This is a genomic window from Arthrobacter glacialis, from assembly GCF_002909415.1.
GTDB classification, from domain to species: domain Bacteria; phylum Actinomycetota; class Actinomycetes; order Actinomycetales; family Micrococcaceae; genus Specibacter; species Specibacter glacialis.
In genome coordinates this window covers 1-16,439 of sequence record NZ_PPXB01000015.1, presented here as the reverse complement: position 1 = coordinate 16,439, position 16,439 = coordinate 1, and the positions used below count along the sequence as shown (strand labels likewise).

Annotated in this window: 14 protein-coding genes and 1 pseudogene; 13 read left to right on the top strand and 2 right to left on the bottom strand. The window is 61.9% G+C overall.

Annotated features, from left to right (window positions below; translation table 11 throughout):
- Positions 1 to 89: 89 nt before the first annotated feature.
- From CVS28_RS15945 to CVS28_RS15895, 11 genes are all read left to right on the top strand, one after another.
- Positions 90 to 1,847, top strand: a complete 1,758-nt coding sequence (locus tag CVS28_RS15945) for a nitrite/sulfite reductase (RefSeq protein ID WP_103482130.1) — start codon at positions 90 to 92, stop codon at positions 1,845 to 1,847.
- Positions 1,844 to 2,557 (top strand): phosphoadenylyl-sulfate reductase, encoded by a 714-nt coding sequence (locus CVS28_RS15940; RefSeq protein ID WP_103464990.1) that lies wholly within the window; start codon positions 1,844 to 1,846, stop codon positions 2,555 to 2,557. Before CVS28_RS15945 ends, CVS28_RS15940 begins: the two co-directional genes overlap by 4 nt.
- Positions 2,554 to 3,501, top strand: a complete 948-nt coding sequence (cysD, locus tag CVS28_RS15935) for a sulfate adenylyltransferase subunit CysD (RefSeq protein ID WP_103464989.1) — start codon at positions 2,554 to 2,556, stop codon at positions 3,499 to 3,501. Before CVS28_RS15940 ends, cysD begins: the two co-directional genes overlap by 4 nt.
- Entirely contained in the window at positions 3,501 to 4,886 is a 1,386-nt protein-coding gene (locus CVS28_RS15930; protein ID WP_103482129.1) for a sulfate adenylyltransferase subunit 1, read from the top strand. The genes cysD and CVS28_RS15930 overlap by 1 nt, the downstream gene beginning before the upstream one ends.
- Positions 4,887 to 5,061: 175 nt before the next feature.
- A complete protein-coding gene (locus CVS28_RS15925; RefSeq protein WP_103464987.1) occupies positions 5,062 to 5,505 on the top strand; it encodes a VOC family protein in 444 nt (147 codons plus the stop codon).
- A gap of 153 nt (positions 5,506 to 5,658) precedes the next feature.
- Entirely contained in the window at positions 5,659 to 6,666 is a 1,008-nt protein-coding gene (locus CVS28_RS15920) for a GTP pyrophosphokinase (RefSeq protein WP_165788179.1), read from the top strand.
- Between the two features lie 239 nt (positions 6,667 to 6,905).
- Positions 6,906 to 8,066 (top strand): ABC transporter substrate-binding protein, encoded by a 1,161-nt coding sequence (locus tag CVS28_RS15915; protein ID WP_103464985.1) that lies wholly within the window; start codon positions 6,906 to 6,908, stop codon positions 8,064 to 8,066.
- Positions 8,063 to 8,872 carry an ABC transporter ATP-binding protein gene (locus CVS28_RS15910; RefSeq protein ID WP_103482128.1) on the top strand — a complete coding sequence of 270 codons (810 nt, stop codon included), beginning with the start codon at positions 8,063 to 8,065 and terminating at the stop codon, positions 8,870 to 8,872. Before CVS28_RS15915 ends, CVS28_RS15910 begins: the two co-directional genes overlap by 4 nt.
- The gene (locus CVS28_RS15905; RefSeq protein WP_103464983.1) at positions 8,865 to 9,761 is read left to right on the top strand and encodes an ABC transporter permease; all 897 of its coding nucleotides are present in this window, start codon (positions 8,865 to 8,867) and stop codon (positions 9,759 to 9,761) included. Before CVS28_RS15910 ends, CVS28_RS15905 begins: the two co-directional genes overlap by 8 nt.
- A gap of 99 nt (positions 9,762 to 9,860) precedes the next feature.
- The gene (gene cobA, locus CVS28_RS15900; RefSeq protein ID WP_103482127.1) at positions 9,861 to 11,141 is read left to right on the top strand and encodes a uroporphyrinogen-III C-methyltransferase; all 1,281 of its coding nucleotides are present in this window, start codon (positions 9,861 to 9,863) and stop codon (positions 11,139 to 11,141) included.
- Between the two features lie 32 nt (positions 11,142 to 11,173).
- Complete coding sequence (locus tag CVS28_RS15895) at positions 11,174 to 12,634, top strand: FAD-dependent oxidoreductase (protein ID WP_207797239.1); 1,461 nt, start codon at positions 11,174 to 11,176, stop codon at positions 12,632 to 12,634.
- 37 nt (positions 12,635 to 12,671) lie between these two features.
- Here CVS28_RS15895 and CVS28_RS15890 read toward each other — a convergent pair whose 3' ends face one another.
- The gene (locus tag CVS28_RS15890) at positions 12,672 to 13,247 is read right to left on the bottom strand and encodes a FadR/GntR family transcriptional regulator (protein WP_341476419.1); all 576 of its coding nucleotides are present in this window, start codon (positions 13,245 to 13,247) and stop codon (positions 12,672 to 12,674) included.
- A gap of 115 nt (positions 13,248 to 13,362) precedes the next feature.
- Positions 13,363 to 14,664 (bottom strand): MFS transporter, encoded by a 1,302-nt coding sequence (locus CVS28_RS15885; RefSeq protein ID WP_207797238.1) that lies wholly within the window; start codon positions 14,662 to 14,664, stop codon positions 13,363 to 13,365.
- Positions 14,665 to 15,122: 458 nt separating this feature from the next.
- Between CVS28_RS15885 and CVS28_RS15880 the strand changes: the two genes are divergently transcribed.
- Entirely contained in the window at positions 15,123 to 16,031 is a 909-nt protein-coding gene (locus CVS28_RS15880) for a hypothetical protein (RefSeq protein ID WP_133159171.1), read from the top strand.
- A gap of 101 nt (positions 16,032 to 16,132) precedes the next feature.
- Positions 16,133 to 16,439 (top strand): annotated as a pseudogene (locus CVS28_RS15875) (hypothetical protein); the annotation flags it as partial.

Here is a 16,439-nt window from a genome sequence, read left to right as displayed (position 1 = left end):
AAATGGGGCGTATGACGAAATGTTGCCCAAGGTGAAGCAGCATTTCGTTCTTGATTGGTGGGCACGCCGCGGCACCCTACGCTCTTTCTATGACACAGACAGCTCTAGCCGGAGCGACCGCCCAGGCTCCCACTGCATCCGAAACAGCGCCGGCACGTCCCGTACGTGCCCGGCCCGCGGCGAAACCGCACGGCCAGTGGAAGGTTGACGGCACCGCGCCGCTGAACGCCAACGAGGTCTGGAAGCAGGAAGACGGCGGGCTGAGCGTCCGTGAGCGAATAGAGACCATCTACGCCGCCGGCGGTTTCGACAGCATCGAAAAGACCGATCTGCACGGCCGTTTCCGTTGGTGGGGGCTGTATACCCAGCGCAAGCAGGGGATCGATGGCGGCAAGACAGCCACCCTGGAACCCCACGAGCTTGAAGACAAGTACTTTATGCTCCGCGTCCGCATTGACGGCGGGTCGTTGACCACCGAGCAGCTGCGCGTCATCGGGCAGATTTCCACCGATTTTGGCCGCGACACCGCGGATCTGACGGACCGCCAGAACGTCCAGCTGCACTGGGTGCGCGTTGAGGACGTGCCGGAGATCTGGAACCGGCTCGAGGCGGCCGGCCTGTCCACCACTGAGGCGTGCGGCGACGTTCCCCGCGTGATCCTTGGGTCCCCCGTGGCGGGCATCGCCAAGGATGAGATCATCGATCCCACCCCCTTGATCAAGGAAGTCAGCGCCCGGTTCATTGGCGATCCGGAACTGGCCAACCTGCCGCGGAAATTCAAGACCGCGATCACCGGCCACCCCTCGCAGGACGTGGTGCATGAAATCAACGACTTTGCCCTGGTTGGAGTGGTGCACCCAGAGCTGGGCACCGGCTACGACCTCTGGGTGGGTGGCGGACTGTCCACCAACCCGCGTCTGGCCGAGCGTTTGGGCGTCTTTGTCTCACCCGGGGTGGCCGCCGAGGTGTGGCTGGGCGTCACCAGCATCTTCCGCGACTATGGCTACCGCCGCATGCGCACCAAGGCCCGCCTGAAGTTCCTGCTGGCTGACTGGGGACCGGCCAAGTTCCGCCAAATTCTGGAGGACGAATACCTGGGCCACAAGCTGCCCGACGGCGATCCCGCACCCAAGCCCACCTCGCCGGGTGACCATATTGGTGTCCACGAGCAAAAGGACGGCAAGTTCTTCATTGGCGTGACGCCCACCGTGGGACGGGTGTCGGGCACCATTCTCACTGCCCTGGCTGATGCTCTGGAAGCTCATGGTTCGTTCCGGCTGCGCACCACTCCGCACCAGAAGCTCGTCATCCTCGACGTGCCCAAGGAGCAGGTTGAGCCGCTCATCACGGTGCTGGACGGCCTGGGCCTCTCCGCCCGCCCGTCATTGTTCCGCCGCTCCACCATCGCCTGCACCGGCATCGAGTACTGCAAGCTGGCCCTGGTGAACACCAAGGACACGGCAGCCACGGCCATCACCGCCTTGGAAACACGCCTGGCCGATCTGGTGGACAGCAACGTTCTGACCCAGCCGATCGCGTTGAACATCAACGGCTGCCCCAACTCCTGCGCCCGCATCCAAACCGCGGACATCGGCCTGAAGGGCATGATGCTTCCCACGGACGACGGCGGCACAGCCCCCGGCTTCCAGGTTCACCTGGGTGGCGGGCTGGCTACCGACAACCGGGTCGAGGCAGGCCTTGGCCGCACCATTCGCGGCTTGAAGGTGACCGCCGCCGAGCTGCCCGACTACGTGGAACGCGTGGTGCGCCAGTATGTTGGCGCCCGCATAGAGGGCGAAACATTCGCCGAATTCGCCCACCGCGCCGATGAGGAGCTGCTGAAATGACAACCATAACGCTCCGCTCGCATGACGAGCTCAAGTCCATTGCCCAGGCCGGTGCTGCCGAACTGGCGTGGGACGCGTCCGCAGAGGAAATCATCGCCTGGGTGTCGCGCAACTTCGCAACGGGTGCGGCCGCCGTCGCCTGTTCCATGGCCGACGCCGTACTGCCGGCGCTGGTTGCCGACCAGCTCCCCGGAGTGGATGTGCTGTTCCTGGACACGGGGTATCACTTCGACGAAACCTACGCCACGCGCAACGAGGTGGCGGAGAACCTGCGGGTCAACGTGGTGGACGTCCTGCCGGTGAACACCGTTCCCGAACAGGATTCGCTGCTGGGCAAGGACTTGTTTGCCCGCGATCCAGCCCAGTGCTGCGCCTTGCGAAAAGTTGAACCGTTGAGCCGCTCACTGCGTGGCTACGAGCTGTGGTTCACGGGCGTGCGCCGCGATGAAGGACCCACCCGGACCGATACGCCGCTGGTGGTGTGGGATGAAAAGAACGGCCTGGTTAAGGTCAATCCCGTGGCCACCTGGACCTACGAAGAATTGATCAGCTACTCCGATGACAACCTCCTGCCGGTGAATCCCTTGCTGAGCCAGGGCTACCCGTCCATCGGCTGCGCACCCTGCACCAAGAAAGTGGCCCCCGGCGCCGACCCCAGGTCCGGACGCTGGGCCGGAACCTCCAAGACAGAATGCGGGCTACACGTATGAGCACCCAAATCACAGACATCCCACTGGTTGAGCATGTCGAAACTCCGCTCGAGTCCCTGAACTCGCTGGACCTGCTCGAATCCGAGGCCATCCACATCATCCGTGAAGTGGTGGCAGAGTTTGAACGCCCGGCGCTGCTGTTCTCCGGCGGCAAGGACTCCGTGGTCATGTTGCACCTGGCCACCAAGGCGTTCTGGCCCGGCAAGGTGCCATTCCCCGTTCTGCACGTGGACACCGGACACAACTTCCCTGAAGTTATTGAGTTCCGTGACAGCACTGTGGAACGCCTGGGCCTGCGCCTGGAGGTGGGTTCCGTCCAGGAGTTCATCGACAGCGGCGAGCTGGCCGAACGCGCCGACGGCACCCGCAACCCGCTGCAGACGGTGCCGCTGCTGGATGCCATTGCCAAGAACAAGTTCGACGCCGTTTTTGGTGGCGGCCGCCGCGATGAGGACAAGGCCCGCGCCAAGGAGCGCATCCTGTCCCTGCGCGACGAATTTGGCCAGTGGGACCCGCGCAACCAGCGCCCCGAACTGTGGAACCTGTACAACGGCCGCCACACAGTGGGTCAGCATGTGCGCGCGTTCCCCATCAGCAACTGGACCGAGCTGGACATCTGGCGCTACATTGCCCGCGAAAACATTGAACTTCCGGGCCTGTACTACGCCCATGACCGTGAAGTGTATGAGCGTGACGGTATGTGGCGTGCCGTGGGCCCGGTCTCCGAGCCGCGTCCCGATGAGAAAGTGGTCATCAAGCAGGTCCGCTACAGGACCGTGGGAGACATGTCCTGCACCGGCGCCGTGGCCTCCGACGCAACAACAGTCCACGACGTAGTGCGCGAAGTTGCCGCCTCCACCCTGACAGAACGTGGCGCCACCCGGGCAGATGACCGCATCTCCGAGGCAGCCATGGAAGACCGCAAGAAAGACGGCTACTTCTAATGAGCACAGCTATTGAAACCACTCCTGCCGCACTGGGCACCGGAACCCTGTTCCGCTTCGCCACGGCCGGCTCCGTCGATGACGGCAAGTCGACCCTGGTGGGTCGCCTGCTGCACGATTCCAAGGCCATTCTGGCGGACACGCTGGACGCTGTCACCCGCACCTCCGCGGACCGCGGCTTTGGCGGCGAGAACGGCAGCACCCAGAAGATCGACCTGGCACTGCTGACGGACGGCCTGCGTGCCGAGCGCGAGCAGGGCATCACCATTGATGTGGCGTACAGGTATTTCGCCACGGACCGCCGCAGCTTCATCCTGGCAGACTGCCCCGGGCACGTGCAGTACACCAAAAACACTGTGACGGGCGCTTCCACAGCGGACGCCGTCGTGGTGCTGATCGATGCCCGCAAGGGTGTCCTCGAGCAGACCCGGCGCCACCTCTCAGTGCTGAAGCTGCTGCGCGTTCCCAACGTGCTGGTTGCCGTGAACAAGATCGACCTGGTCGGCTTCAGCGAATCTGTGTACCGTGCCATCGAAGTTGATCTGCAGTCCGTGGCCGGCGAGATTGGCTTGAGCGACGTCGTCGTCGTTCCCGTCTCGGCCCTCGAAGGCGACAATGTGGTGGACCGTTCGGCACACACGCCGTGGTACACCGGCCCCAGCCTCCTGGACATTCTGGAAACGCTGCCCACCACCGACGAGTTGGAGCGCGGGCTGGAGCCGTTCCGCTTCCCCGTGCAGCTGGTCATCCGCCCGCAGGGTGCGCTGGCTCCCGAGCTTGCCCTGACGGGCGACGCCGGTGCCTCCTTCCGTGACTACCGCGCCTATGCGGGACAAGTGGCGTCGGGGTCGGTGTCAGTGGGGGATCAGATCACGGTGCTCCCGGCTGGACGCACGGCCACAGTAGTCGGGATCGACTTTGCCGGCACCTCGCTGGAGCGTGCGGTTGCACCGCAGTCGGTGTCGCTGCGCCTGAGCGAAGAGATCGACATTGCCCGCGGTGATGTCATTGCCGCCACCGGCACCTTTGGCGAGGTCAGCCAAGACGTTTACGCGGAGTTGTGCTGGCTGTCCGCCAAGCCGTTGCGTGAGGGCTCCAAGGTGCTGATCAAGCACGGCAGCAAGACCGTGCAGGGATTGGTTCGTGCCGTGACGGGCAAGCTGAACCTGGACTCCTTCGAGCTGGAGGCGGCCTCCGGGCTGGAGCTCAATGACATTGGTGCGGCCCAGATCCGCCTGGCATCACCGCTGCCGGTGGAGTCCTATGCCCGCCACCGCCGCACCGGCGCTTTTTTGGTGATCGATCCGCAGGACGGCAACACCCTCGCCGCCGGCCTGGTCAAGGACCATCCGGGCGACCATGAGGACGAACGCTACGTGATCTAGGGATCCTTCCAGGAAATGCCGCCGTTCCCGCAAAATGCCGTCGCCATATCGGCGGCAAAAGGCGGGAACGGCGGCATTTCTCGTAGACGTTGCCATTGACATCGCCGCGGCGGTTGGGAAGCATGAAACTATCCGCACCGTTCTGGGCCGTTGAGGCCGTATTGAGGGAGAAATCATGCCAACGCAGGTATTTGTCAACCTTCCCACCCGCGATCTGGACCGCTCAAAGGAGTTCTTTTCAGCACTCGATTGGAGCATCGAGCCAAACTTCACCGATAAGAACGCCGCCTGCGTTGTCATCGACGAGAACATTTACCTCATGATGCTCACGTACGACTTCTTCGCCACGTTCACCGACAAGCCCATCATGGATCCTGCCAAGGCGTTGCAGGTTCAGACGGCCCTCAGCTGTGACAGCCGTGACGATGTTGACGCGTTGCTTGAGAAGGCGCTTGCCGCCGGAGGCGCCGAACCCCGCCCAGCCCAGGACATGGGATTCATGTACTCCCGCGATTTTGAGGACCCCGACGGCAATTGGTTCAGCATCCTGTGGATGGACCCCAAGGCAGCCGAGCAGGGGCCGGAAGCGTTCATGGCGCAGCACCACGACGGCGCCTGACTCCCGGAGGGACTATGTCCTTCGAGCCCGCTGCAAACGGTGCTGGACAACCACCGCAGAGGTGGGAGAATTTGAAAAAGACCGGCTTTCAGTTTTGGGCCTGGGGTTTCAGATTTTGCTGTGATAGGGGGGATCGTCATTGAAATTCAGGCGGTGAATGACACGGAATTGCGTGTGGATCACCATCGGTTCCAGGAGCAAACACTGCTGAACGCGGCCCAGGCCATCCGCAACACCATTGTGGGCAGGCTGCACGATGACGGGCTCAACCACCACGATGTGCAGGCGAGGGTCAAGACCGCCAAATCCGCAGCCGAGAAAATCTCGCGGCGGGATGCTGATGGTCAGCTGAAGTACCCTGGCGGTTCAGAGGCCCTCGATGACTTGATCGGTGTGCGGGTCATCTTGTTTGTGGAATCGGACATAGACGCGGTGGCCATTGCCCTCACCAGCCAGTTCATCTGCCACGACGATGAAGACAAAACCGCCATGATGCGCAAGAACGGCGGCATTGGCTACGCCGGGCGGCATCTGACCCTGGAGGTGCCGGCGGACAACCCGCCCACGGCATGTGCCGAGTACCCGGGCCAGCGCTTCGAGGTGCAGATCCGCACCGTGCTCCAGCACGCGTGGGCCGAGTTTGAACACGATATCCGTTTCAAGGGCTCAAGCCGCGACAATGCGGAGATCAGCCGCGCCTTCACCATGGCCTCCACCCTGATCGAGCTGGCCGACCAGCAGTTCGTGAACATCAGTGACATCTTAAAGCGTCTGCAATCCGAAACTTCCGCCACACAGGCTGAAGAGCAGCATCCCCTTGACGCCGCTTCGCTCCAAGTGGTGCTGGACAGGGTGTTTCCGGACTATCCGCGCAGCAAGGCAGGACACTACGGGTGGCTCGTGAAGGTTATGGCCGCCAGCGGCGTAAATACGGTTAGTGAAGCAGAAGCATGGTTTGCGTCAGCCGACCGCGATAAAGTGTCCCGCATGATGGGTTACAGATTTGCTCCGGGCCAAGTCAGGGTTGCCGATGACTTCCTGCTCCAGGCACTCGGCGAAAAGTATGTCGCCGCGACTAAAACAGTGGGAAACGATTCAAATCGAGAAGGAAAACTGCGGGCACGGTTGAAAAAGTTGCGAACCGAGCGCGACCGCCCGTAGCTAGTGAATTTCATGACGCCACGTGAAGCGTTGTGAACTTTGGTGTCGTTCCCATTGAACAGCTTGGTCAGCCTTCTCTACCGTGTATCCATGACCACTTTGGCACCTCCCGTTGGATTGATGAAGGGGAATTTGATGAGTCGCTACGGAACAGCCCGCAAAGGCCTCGGGCTGCGGCGATGTAGCAATGACTAGCTTGCTACCATCCCTTTCCTCATCACATCCGAAGGACACACACCATGACTGCAAACCAGGGCCCCAGCAGCCCCGAAAATGGCCACTTGGAGACCACACGCATCGTGGCGGGCCAAAAACCGAAACGCAAGTTCCGACGAGTGGAATTTATCGCGGGCGCAGTGCTCGTCGTCCTTATTGGAGCAGGCGCCACGGTGGTATCCATCAACAACACCAACAAGACTCCTGCGGCCCCGGTCCCCGTCAAGGCCGCGACCCTAAAGTTGGGGTACTTCCCCAACGTGACCCATGCCCCGGCCATCGTCGGACTCCAAGAAGGACTTTTCGCTAAGTCCCTGGACGGTACGGCATTAACCACTCAAGTTTTCAATGCGGGACCGGCAGCCATTGAAGCGCTCAGCGCAGGTGCCATTGATGCCGCCTATATTGGCCCGAACCCTGCGATCAACTCCTATGTGAAGAGCCAAGGGGAATCCGTGCGGATCATCGCTGGAGCCACGTCTGGTGGTGCACAGTTGGTCGTCAAGCCAGAGATCACCTCCCCGGCACAACTCAAAGGCAAAGTTCTGGCCACCCCGCAACTTGGCGGCACCCAGGATGTTGCCCTGCGCTCCTGGCTGGTCGACCAAGGCTTCAAGACAACCCCCGGCGGTGGCGGCGATGTGATTATCAACCCCACGGACAACGCCCAAACCCTCAAACTGTTCCAAGACGGCAAGCTCGACGGTGCATGGCTGCCGGAGCCGTGGGCCTCACGCCTGGTGCTCGAAGCAGGAGCCAAGGTTCTGGTCAACGAGGCTGATTTGTGGGACAAGGGGGAATTCAGCACCACGATTCTCATCGTCAACAAAAAGTTTCTGGCGGAACACCCACAAACCGTCACCAGTCTTTTGGAAGGTCATGTTGCGTCCGTCAACTGGCTGAACGACAACAAGACTCAAGCCGCGGAAGTCATCAATGCGGGACTGACAAAAACTGCAGGCAAACCGCTGGCCCAGAACGTCATCGACCGCTCGTTGACTGAATTGACGTTCAATGTTGATCCGCTGGCCGGAACGTTCCCCACCCTTCTGGATCATGGGGTGAAGGCCGGGGTCACGAAGGAAGCGGATATTTCGGGAATTTTTGATCTGGGACCGATCAATGCGGTTTTGAAAACTGCTGGCAAAGCGGCCGTTAGTGCGGCGGGATTGGGTAGCGAATGAGTAATAGTCTTCCCACCACAGTGGAAACGGCACCAGAGGAACCTGGCCGCGGCCGGTTGGCCGGCCAACCGGCCGCTCGGCCAGCCGCCGTCGTTCTGGAAAACATCGGCAAGCGGTTCGACAAGGGCTTGCCTGTATTGGATGACGTCAACGCCGTCGTCAGGCAGGGCGAGTTCGTGGCCCTGCTGGGTGCGTCCGGCTGTGGGAAGTCAACACTTTTAAATATTATCGCGGGGTTGGACACCCCGTCGGCCGGAGCCCTTGAGGTTCCGTCAGACGGGGCTGCTTTCATGTTCCAGGACTCCGCGTTGTTTCCCTGGCTCAGTGCCCGCGGCAATATCGAACTTGCGCTGAAACTGCGTGGCATGGGCCGGGCCGAGCGCCACGCTCGCGCCAGCGAGCTCTTGGACTTGGTGCGGCTGGGCCATTCAGCCGACAAGCGGCCCCACGAACTGTCCGGCGGCATGCGCCAGCGTGTTGCCCTGGCACGGTCGCTGGCGCAGGACCGGCCGCTCTTGCTCATGGACGAACCGTTCGCCGCCCTCGATGCCATCACCAGGGACCTCTTGCATGATGAACTCGAGCGGATCTGGGCCGAAACCGGACGCACCATCATCTTCGTCACCCACAATGTTCGTGAAGCAGTGCGGCTGGGGCAGCGCGTCTTGCTGCTCTCCTCCCGGCCCGGCCGGGTAGTGGCCCAATGGGACGTCTCCGAGGAGCACCGGACCAATGCAGGCAAAGCAGGCGAACTGACCAGCGAAATCACCGGAAAATTGCGCGAGGAGATTCGCCGTCATGCCTGAAAAAATTACCGCCCCAGTTCTCAAAAGCGGCACGCCCGAGGAACTCCGCTCAGTTGAAGCCGGGTTGGATTCGCTGCAGTCCGATCTTGACGTGCGCAAGGGCTTCGACTGGTCCAGGGTGTTCCTGCCGGTGGGGGCCCTGGCGGTGTTGCTGCTGGCCTGGCAGTTCTATGTTTCCTTGGGATTGCGCCGACGCGACCAGGTACCGGGTCCGTTGGACGTTCTCGGATCCTTGGGCTCCCTGTGGGCCGACGGCACTGTCCAAGAAGCCCTGGGCACCTCCTTGCAGCGTGGCATTTTGGGCTTTACCATCAGCGTCCTGGTGGCCACACCCATCGGCCTGCTGCTTGCCCAGGTCCAGGTGCTCAGGCGCGCCTTTGGTCCGCTCATCTCGGGTTTGCAGGTGCTTCCCTCCGTCGCGTGGGTACCGGCCGCCATCATCTGGTTTGGCCTCACCGACGGCACCGTCTACTTTGTGGTTTTGATGGGAGCCATCCCCTCCATCATCAACGGCCTCATTTCCGGCGTGGACCAGATTCCACCGGAGTTCCGACGGATGGGCCAAGTTTTGGGTGCCTCCCGCTGGGAGATGGCGGTTCGGGTGGTGCTGCCAGCGGCCCTTCCCGGCTATGTTGCCGGCCTCAAGCAAGGCTGGGCGTTCTCATGGCGTTCCTTGATGGCCGCGGAAATTATCGCTGTGGGCGGCACCCTGGGCTTTGGCCTGGGCTCCATGCTGGAACAAGGTCGCCAGCTTGCGGACATGGGCATCGTCATGTCCGCCATCCTGACCATCCTTTTCGTCGGCATTGCCGTTGAATTGTTCATCTTTGCCCCAGTGGAAAAGCGGCTTCTGCGCGGACGCGGCCTGCTCGCCGGCAGCACACGGTAGCCGCCGGATCGAATGTGAAATATGTCCTCACGTGACGCCACGTTAACGGGTGTAACGCGCCCCTTGTGTCCAAATATTGCACTTCTCTAAAGTCATTTCATGGCAATCGTGGATCTTTACCCAACCTCGCTCCGGCTTCTGGGCCGCCCCGTCCTTGTGGTGGGCGGCGGCACGGTTGCTGCCCGGCGTGCCAAGGCTTTGCTCGACGCCGGTGCCCAAGTCACGCTGGTGGCCCCTGTTCTCAGCGCCCCGGCCAAACAGTTGGCCGATGCCAGCCTTATTACGTGGCACGCCCGTGGCTACGAAAGCGCCGACATGGCCAATGCCTGGTACGCGGTGACAGCCACCAACAACGTTGCCGTGGATGCCCAAGTGGCTGCAGATGCCGACGATAACCGTGTGTGGTGTGTGAACCATTCCAACGCACAGGATTCAGCTGCGTGGACGCCAGCAGTGGCCACGGTCCAGGACATCAAGGTGGCAGTCAACGCCGGGGGAGACCCGCTGCGTGCGGTGGCCATCCGCAACGCCATTGCAGCTGCGCTGGAAAGCGGAGACCTGCCGCTGCGCCGGTACCGCGGCACAGGAAACGGGCACGCCAAAGCGAACACCGCGCGCAGTGGTTCGGTGGCCCTGGTGGGTGGGGGCCCCGGGGCGGAAGACCTCATCACTGTCCGCGGCCGCAGGCTTCTGGCCGAGGCCGATGTTGTTGTGGCTGACCGGCTGGGTCCGCGCGGCCTGCTGGAAACACTGGGCGAGGACGTGTTGATTATCGAGGTGGGCAAGACTCCCGGCCACCACCCCGTGCCACAAACTGAAATCAACGCCATCCTGGTCCGCGAGGCCAAAAAGGGCAACAGGGTCGTCCGGCTCAAGGGCGGGGACCCCTATGTGCTGGGCCGAGGCGGCGAGGAAGCCATTGCCTGCCGTGAAAATGGTGTGGATGTGGAAGTTGTCCCCGGCGTCACCAGCGCTGTCAGTGTTCCGGCCGCAGCCGGCATCCCCGTGACCCACCGCGGGCTGGCCAAGGCTTTCACCATGATCAGCGGCCATGAGGAACTTGAAAACGTCCCCCACGGCGGCGACCACACGGTGGTGTTGTTGATGGGTGTGGGAACACTCAACCGCTCAATGCCCGTTCTCGAAGCTGCCGGCCGGGACAAGGACTGCCCCGTGGCCATCATTGAAAACGGTTTCGCCAAGGACCAGCGCGTCACCATCGGCACCCTGGGCACCATCGTGGCCCTCTCCCAGGCGGGCCAAGTGCGCAACCCGGCCGTCGTCGTCGTCGGCGATGTGGTGCGTGTCAGTCCGCTGGCACCGGCCGAACTCGCTACGGCCTACTACGGCACGCGGGAAACTATCAGAACTCTCTCTTAGACTTATCCATAAGACCTTTGATACATATAGAAATGAGCACAGCCGTGTCATCAAACACTTCAGCAGCGCCCGGCACCGAAGAGCGCCCGCTGCGCATTGCCGTCATTGGCTCCGGCCCGGCCGGCGTTTATGCCGCAGACATGCTGACCAAGAGCGCCGAAGTGCGCGATGGTTTGGTCGTCAGCATTGACCTTTTTGACCGTTACCCCGCGCCGTATGGCCTGATTCGCTACGGCGTGGCACCTGACCACCCGCGCATCAAGGGCATTGTCAATGCGCTGCACAAGGTGCTGGACCGCGGTGACATCCGCTTCTTCGGGAACGTTGAATACGGCACTGACCTGTCCCTGGAAGATTTGCAGACCCATTACGACGCCGTCATCTTCGCCACTGGCGCCATCAAGGATGCGGACCTGAACATCCCCGGGATCGAGCTGGACGGCTCCTACGGCGGTGCAGACTTCGTGTCCTGGTACGACGGACACCCGGACGTTTCCCGCGAATGGCCCCTGAATGCCAAGGAAATTGCCGTCATTGGCAACGGCAACGTGGCCTTGGATGTTGCCCGCGTGCTGTCCAAGCACGCCGATGACCTGCTCGTCACCGAAATCCCGGACAACGTGTACGCCGGCTTGAAGGAATCGCCCGTCACCGACGTGCACATCTTCGGCCGTCGCGGCCCGGCCCAGGTGAAGTTCACGCCGTTGGAACTGCGCGAACTCAGCCACTCCCGTGACGTGGACATTGTCTTGTACGAGGAAGACTTCGACTTTGACGAGGCCTCCGATGCAGCCGTCAAGAGCAACAACCAGATCAAGACCATGGTGGGTACGCTGACCAACTGGCTCGTGGAGCAGGACGACGACGCCGCCGACCCCACCACGGGCGCCTCACGCCGTCTGCACCTGCACTTCCTGCACAGCCCGGTGGAGGTTACAGGCACGGATGGCAAGGTTTCCGGCATCAAGTTTGAGCGCACCGAACTCGACGGCACGGGCAACGTCCGCGGCACCGGAGAGTTCCTCGACTACCCCGTCCAGGCCGTGTACCGCTCCGTGGGCTACTTTGGTTCTGCCCTGCCTGACGTGGAGTTTGACCACCAGCGCGGAGTTGTCACGAACGACGGCGGCCGCGTCCTGGGCGTTGACGGCACCCAGGTGCCCGGCATCTACGCAACGGGTTGGATTAAGCGCGGACCGGTTGGCTTGATCGGCCACACCAAGGGTGATGCTCTCGAGACCATCACGCACTTGCTGGCAGACCGTGCAGAGCTGCCAGTTGCAGCTGTTCCCGGCATTGAGGCCGTCACCGAGTTGCTGGATTCCCGCGGCGTGAAGTTCACCTCTTGGGAAGGCTGGAACGAACTCGACGCCCACGAAAAGGCTCTCGGTGCTGCAGCATCGGAGACCGGTCCCGTGCAGCGCGAGCGCATCAAGGTTGTATCCCGCGATGAGATGGTTGACGTCTCCCGCGGTGCCTCAGTGGTTGGCTAACACCAGCGCGGACGGTTGTGTCGCGAAAATGCCGCCGTTATTGCGGCGGCATTTTTCGAGCCGGTGCAAGGAACTTCAAGAATTTAGATCTGGCCTGACGGTGTCCGCCGCGGCGTCCGGGTTCCTGGCTTCGATGGCCGCGAGGCAGGTCTTCATGGCCCGCATGCGGACAACTGGCGCCGATTCCACTGGATTCCGGCATGAGGGTGCTGCGGAGCGCATCACCAAACGACTCATACAACTCCGCGAGCAAGGGGTTTGCGGATGCGTGGGCCACGGCAAGGTGAAACTCCCCATCGAGGGCCACCCACTCATCGAGGGCTTGGCTGTCCCAGGCATCACGCCGCGCAGCCAACACTCCACGCATATGGTCCAGCTGCTCCGTTGATGCATGGATTGCTGCCAGGTGTGCCGCCTGGGCGTCGAGTCCCAGCCGGACCTCAATGACGTGTTTGGCCCCGTGCCGGCCTATCAGCTTCTGCGTTGCACCGGCAATCTCGCTGGTGGCCCGCACAAATGTGCCGTCGCCGCGGCGGACATCCAGCATGCCCACATGGGCCAGGGACTTGATGGCCTCCCGCAATGTTCCGCGGGAGACTCCGAGTTCCTTCATCAGGACCTGTTCGGACGGGATGCGTCCGTCGATGGGTCACAGCCCCGCGCTGATGGCGTTGCGCAGTTTGCCGATGACCTCCTGGACCAGTGGTTCGCGGCGCGAGGGCGCCAGGTCATGCCGGTATTTCTGACAAGGCTGGAACCAGGTCCGGGGCAGTGCTGGGTGCTTCATCTGCCGCCGCGTCCTTGTCCCCGCGCGTTGCCGTGAGTAACCACGCAAGAACCACCTGCACTGCGGCCACGCCCACCAGCATCATGAGTGGCACGCTCCAACCTCCACTGAGGGTGTGCGCAAGTCCCATCCCAAACGGACCAAGCGTCCCCAGCAGGTAGCCCACTGACTGGGCCAGGGTGGACATGGCAGTGGCCTCCGCCGTGGTGCCTCCGCTGCGGCTGATAACCACCAGAACCAGGGCGAAAACGCCAAACCCCAGGCCCAGCAGCAATGAAGTCACTACGGCGGCACTGACAGGCAGCACCAGCAGGGCCACGGCGCCGAGCAAATATGAAACGCTGGCCACCATGAACGCGCGGCGCAGGCCGCCCGGCCTGCCCGCCAAGGCCAATAGGGCAACGTTGCCAACGACGGTAACCACCTGCGCCAGTCCAAGCAACAGACCGGCTTCGGCAGGTTCGAGCCCGGCCGCGATCAAAATGGTGGGCAGCCAGCTGATGATGGAGTATGCGGCGATCGCTTGGATGGTGAAAAACGCGGTGATGAGCAGGCCGGTTCGGGTTTTCAGCAGCGACCAGGGAGAAATGGGTGCTGCTGGCTCAACTGAACGTCGACGGTGTGCGGCCAAGGCGATCGGCACAAAGGCGGCCAAGGTGACCACTGACAGGACGGCCCAGGCGGCCAGACCCAGCGACGGGGAGTCCAGCTGGAGGGCGAGTGGAACGCTCACGGCTGCGGACATGGTTGCACCGAGTGACATGGTGATGGTGTAAACCCCCGTCATGGTGGCGGTTTTGTCCGAGTAGTGTTCGCGGATGAAGGACGGCATGGCCACATTGCACACTGCGAGCCCGGACATGCTGACCACGGTGCCCAGCAACAACATGCCAACGCTGGGAACTGCCCGCAGCGCCAGCCCAGCCGTCAGCGCGAAAAGGGCAACGGCTATTGCCTTCTCCACGCCTACCCGACGGACCAGCCAGGACGTGCCAGCGCCGGCCACCGCAAAGCAGAGGGTGGGGATCGAGGGCAGCAGTGCTGCTGTCCAGGCCCCGTATCCCAACACCTGCTGAAGATCGTGGAAGAGGGCCGAGGCGCTGGAGATTCCTGCCCGAAGGTTCAAACCAATCAGTACGACGGCGAGGATTCCGGCGGCTGCCACAACGCGGGTTTTGGTGCGCGGGGCAGGTCCTGGGGCATCGATTTCTGCGGAAAACGGGTGTTCGGGGGTTTTGCTCACTAGAAAAATAGTAAGAAGCCAGACGTCTGATGTCTAAGTGAAAAAGAGGAGTCAAGCGTATGAGGGCCCCAGTAAATTTCGGGAAATTTCGGTAGCAAAGGCGGAATTGAGGCTCCAACGCTGGATTTTTTCACTCGAGACTCGTAGAGTCATTCCAAGTGCATGTGACTGAAAACGCTTTTTTGCGGGCTGGGTTGGATGCAGGTCTCTAGTTATTCGGTTTTGGGGTGAATGCTGTGGGTCATGACGCAAAGTCATTGCTGCTCCACACTTCGCTTGTGCGCGCCCTCCGCTTGGCCGTCGGAGGGGCATTATTTGCTGCCCTGTTCATGGTTTTGAGCTCATCAGGAGCTTTTGCCGCAACTGACTCAGATCAGGGCGCAAAACCGAGTTCCAGCCAAACTTCTGGCCAGGGAAAAGGTCTCCTTTCAGGGATTTTGAGCCCCATCGTCAATACGGTGGACAAAACAGTTTCCCAGGTTCCCGTGGTCAAGGACATCACCTCCAACACGGTTGGCACAGTGGTGGCCCCAGTGCTGACATTGACTGACCAGGTGGAAAACACTGTAGTTTCTGTGCCTGTCGTAGGGCAGGTAGTTGCTCCAGTCCGTAATGTCACCAACTCTCTGGTGCCGCCAGTGGTCAACATTGTTGACGCGGTCACCACACCAGTTCTCAATACCGTCGACCAGGTCACGGCCCCAGCTCTTGAGGTTGTGGCACCGGTTATTGATCCAGTCACGGGCGCTGTGAAGCCAGTTGTCGACACCGTCACTGGCGGAGTTTCTGACATTGTGGATCAGGTCGTGCCTCCTGTAGCACCCGGATTGCCGGGCAATCCAGGCGGCCCGGGAACCGGTGTGCCTGAGCTGCCCGTCACAGGCGTCGAGCCGGGCGTGAACGTACCGGGCCTGATCGGGGCCGGAGAGTCCGTGGGGCCGAACGGCTCGCAAAGCGATGACCCCACAAAACTAGTGGCAGGCGTTCAAGCTGCACCCGGTTCATCCTACGTTGGCACCTTGGCTGAGTACCTCGCCATGGCAGCAAACGCTTCTACAGCCGGTGAGGGTCTTTCCTCGAGTTCCGGAACGGCCGTGCCAACAGGTGGCACAGGCTATGCAGTCTGCGGATCGGACGCCAGTAGTTCTGCTGTGGGTCCGTGTGCGCCGGCTGTAAGCTCCAGCCCGGCCCCAGGGGCCCCCTCCGGTGCGGGTTCTGGCGGCTCAGGTGGAGCCGGTGGTTCTGCGGCAGCCCATGAAAATTTTGCTGACAACACCTCTGTTTCGTTGTCAGGATCAGTATTGCGCACCGGCAATTGGCCGCTGCCTGCCTCCTTGTCCTGCGACCCCGGATCCACACCTGACTAGATGACCGTTGAGCACTTTCCTGCGTTCAGGAAAGGCAACGGTATTTCCTTGATTTGCATTCGCAAACAGGGTCAAAAAATCTTAGTCAGGAGTTGGACATCATGCATGTCAATATTCGTCGATCGCTCTGTGCAGCGGTCTTTGCCGGCGGGCTTCTTGCCCTCGGCGCAGGTGCGGCAAGTGCCGCCGAGCAGCCCAGTGCCGATGCCGTGTCAACAGCAGTGAGTGGGCTTTCCCAGGGCACAGTTGCCCAGCCCATCCCCAATACAGACAGGGGCCTTCTGGGCGGGGTTGTTGGTGACGTTCTGGGCAATGTTCAGGTTGCTGCTCCCATTACGGTTCCGGTGAATGTTTCCGGCAATGCCGTGGGTGTTTTGGGCAATGCTGTTTCCAATGGTTCGCATGCCA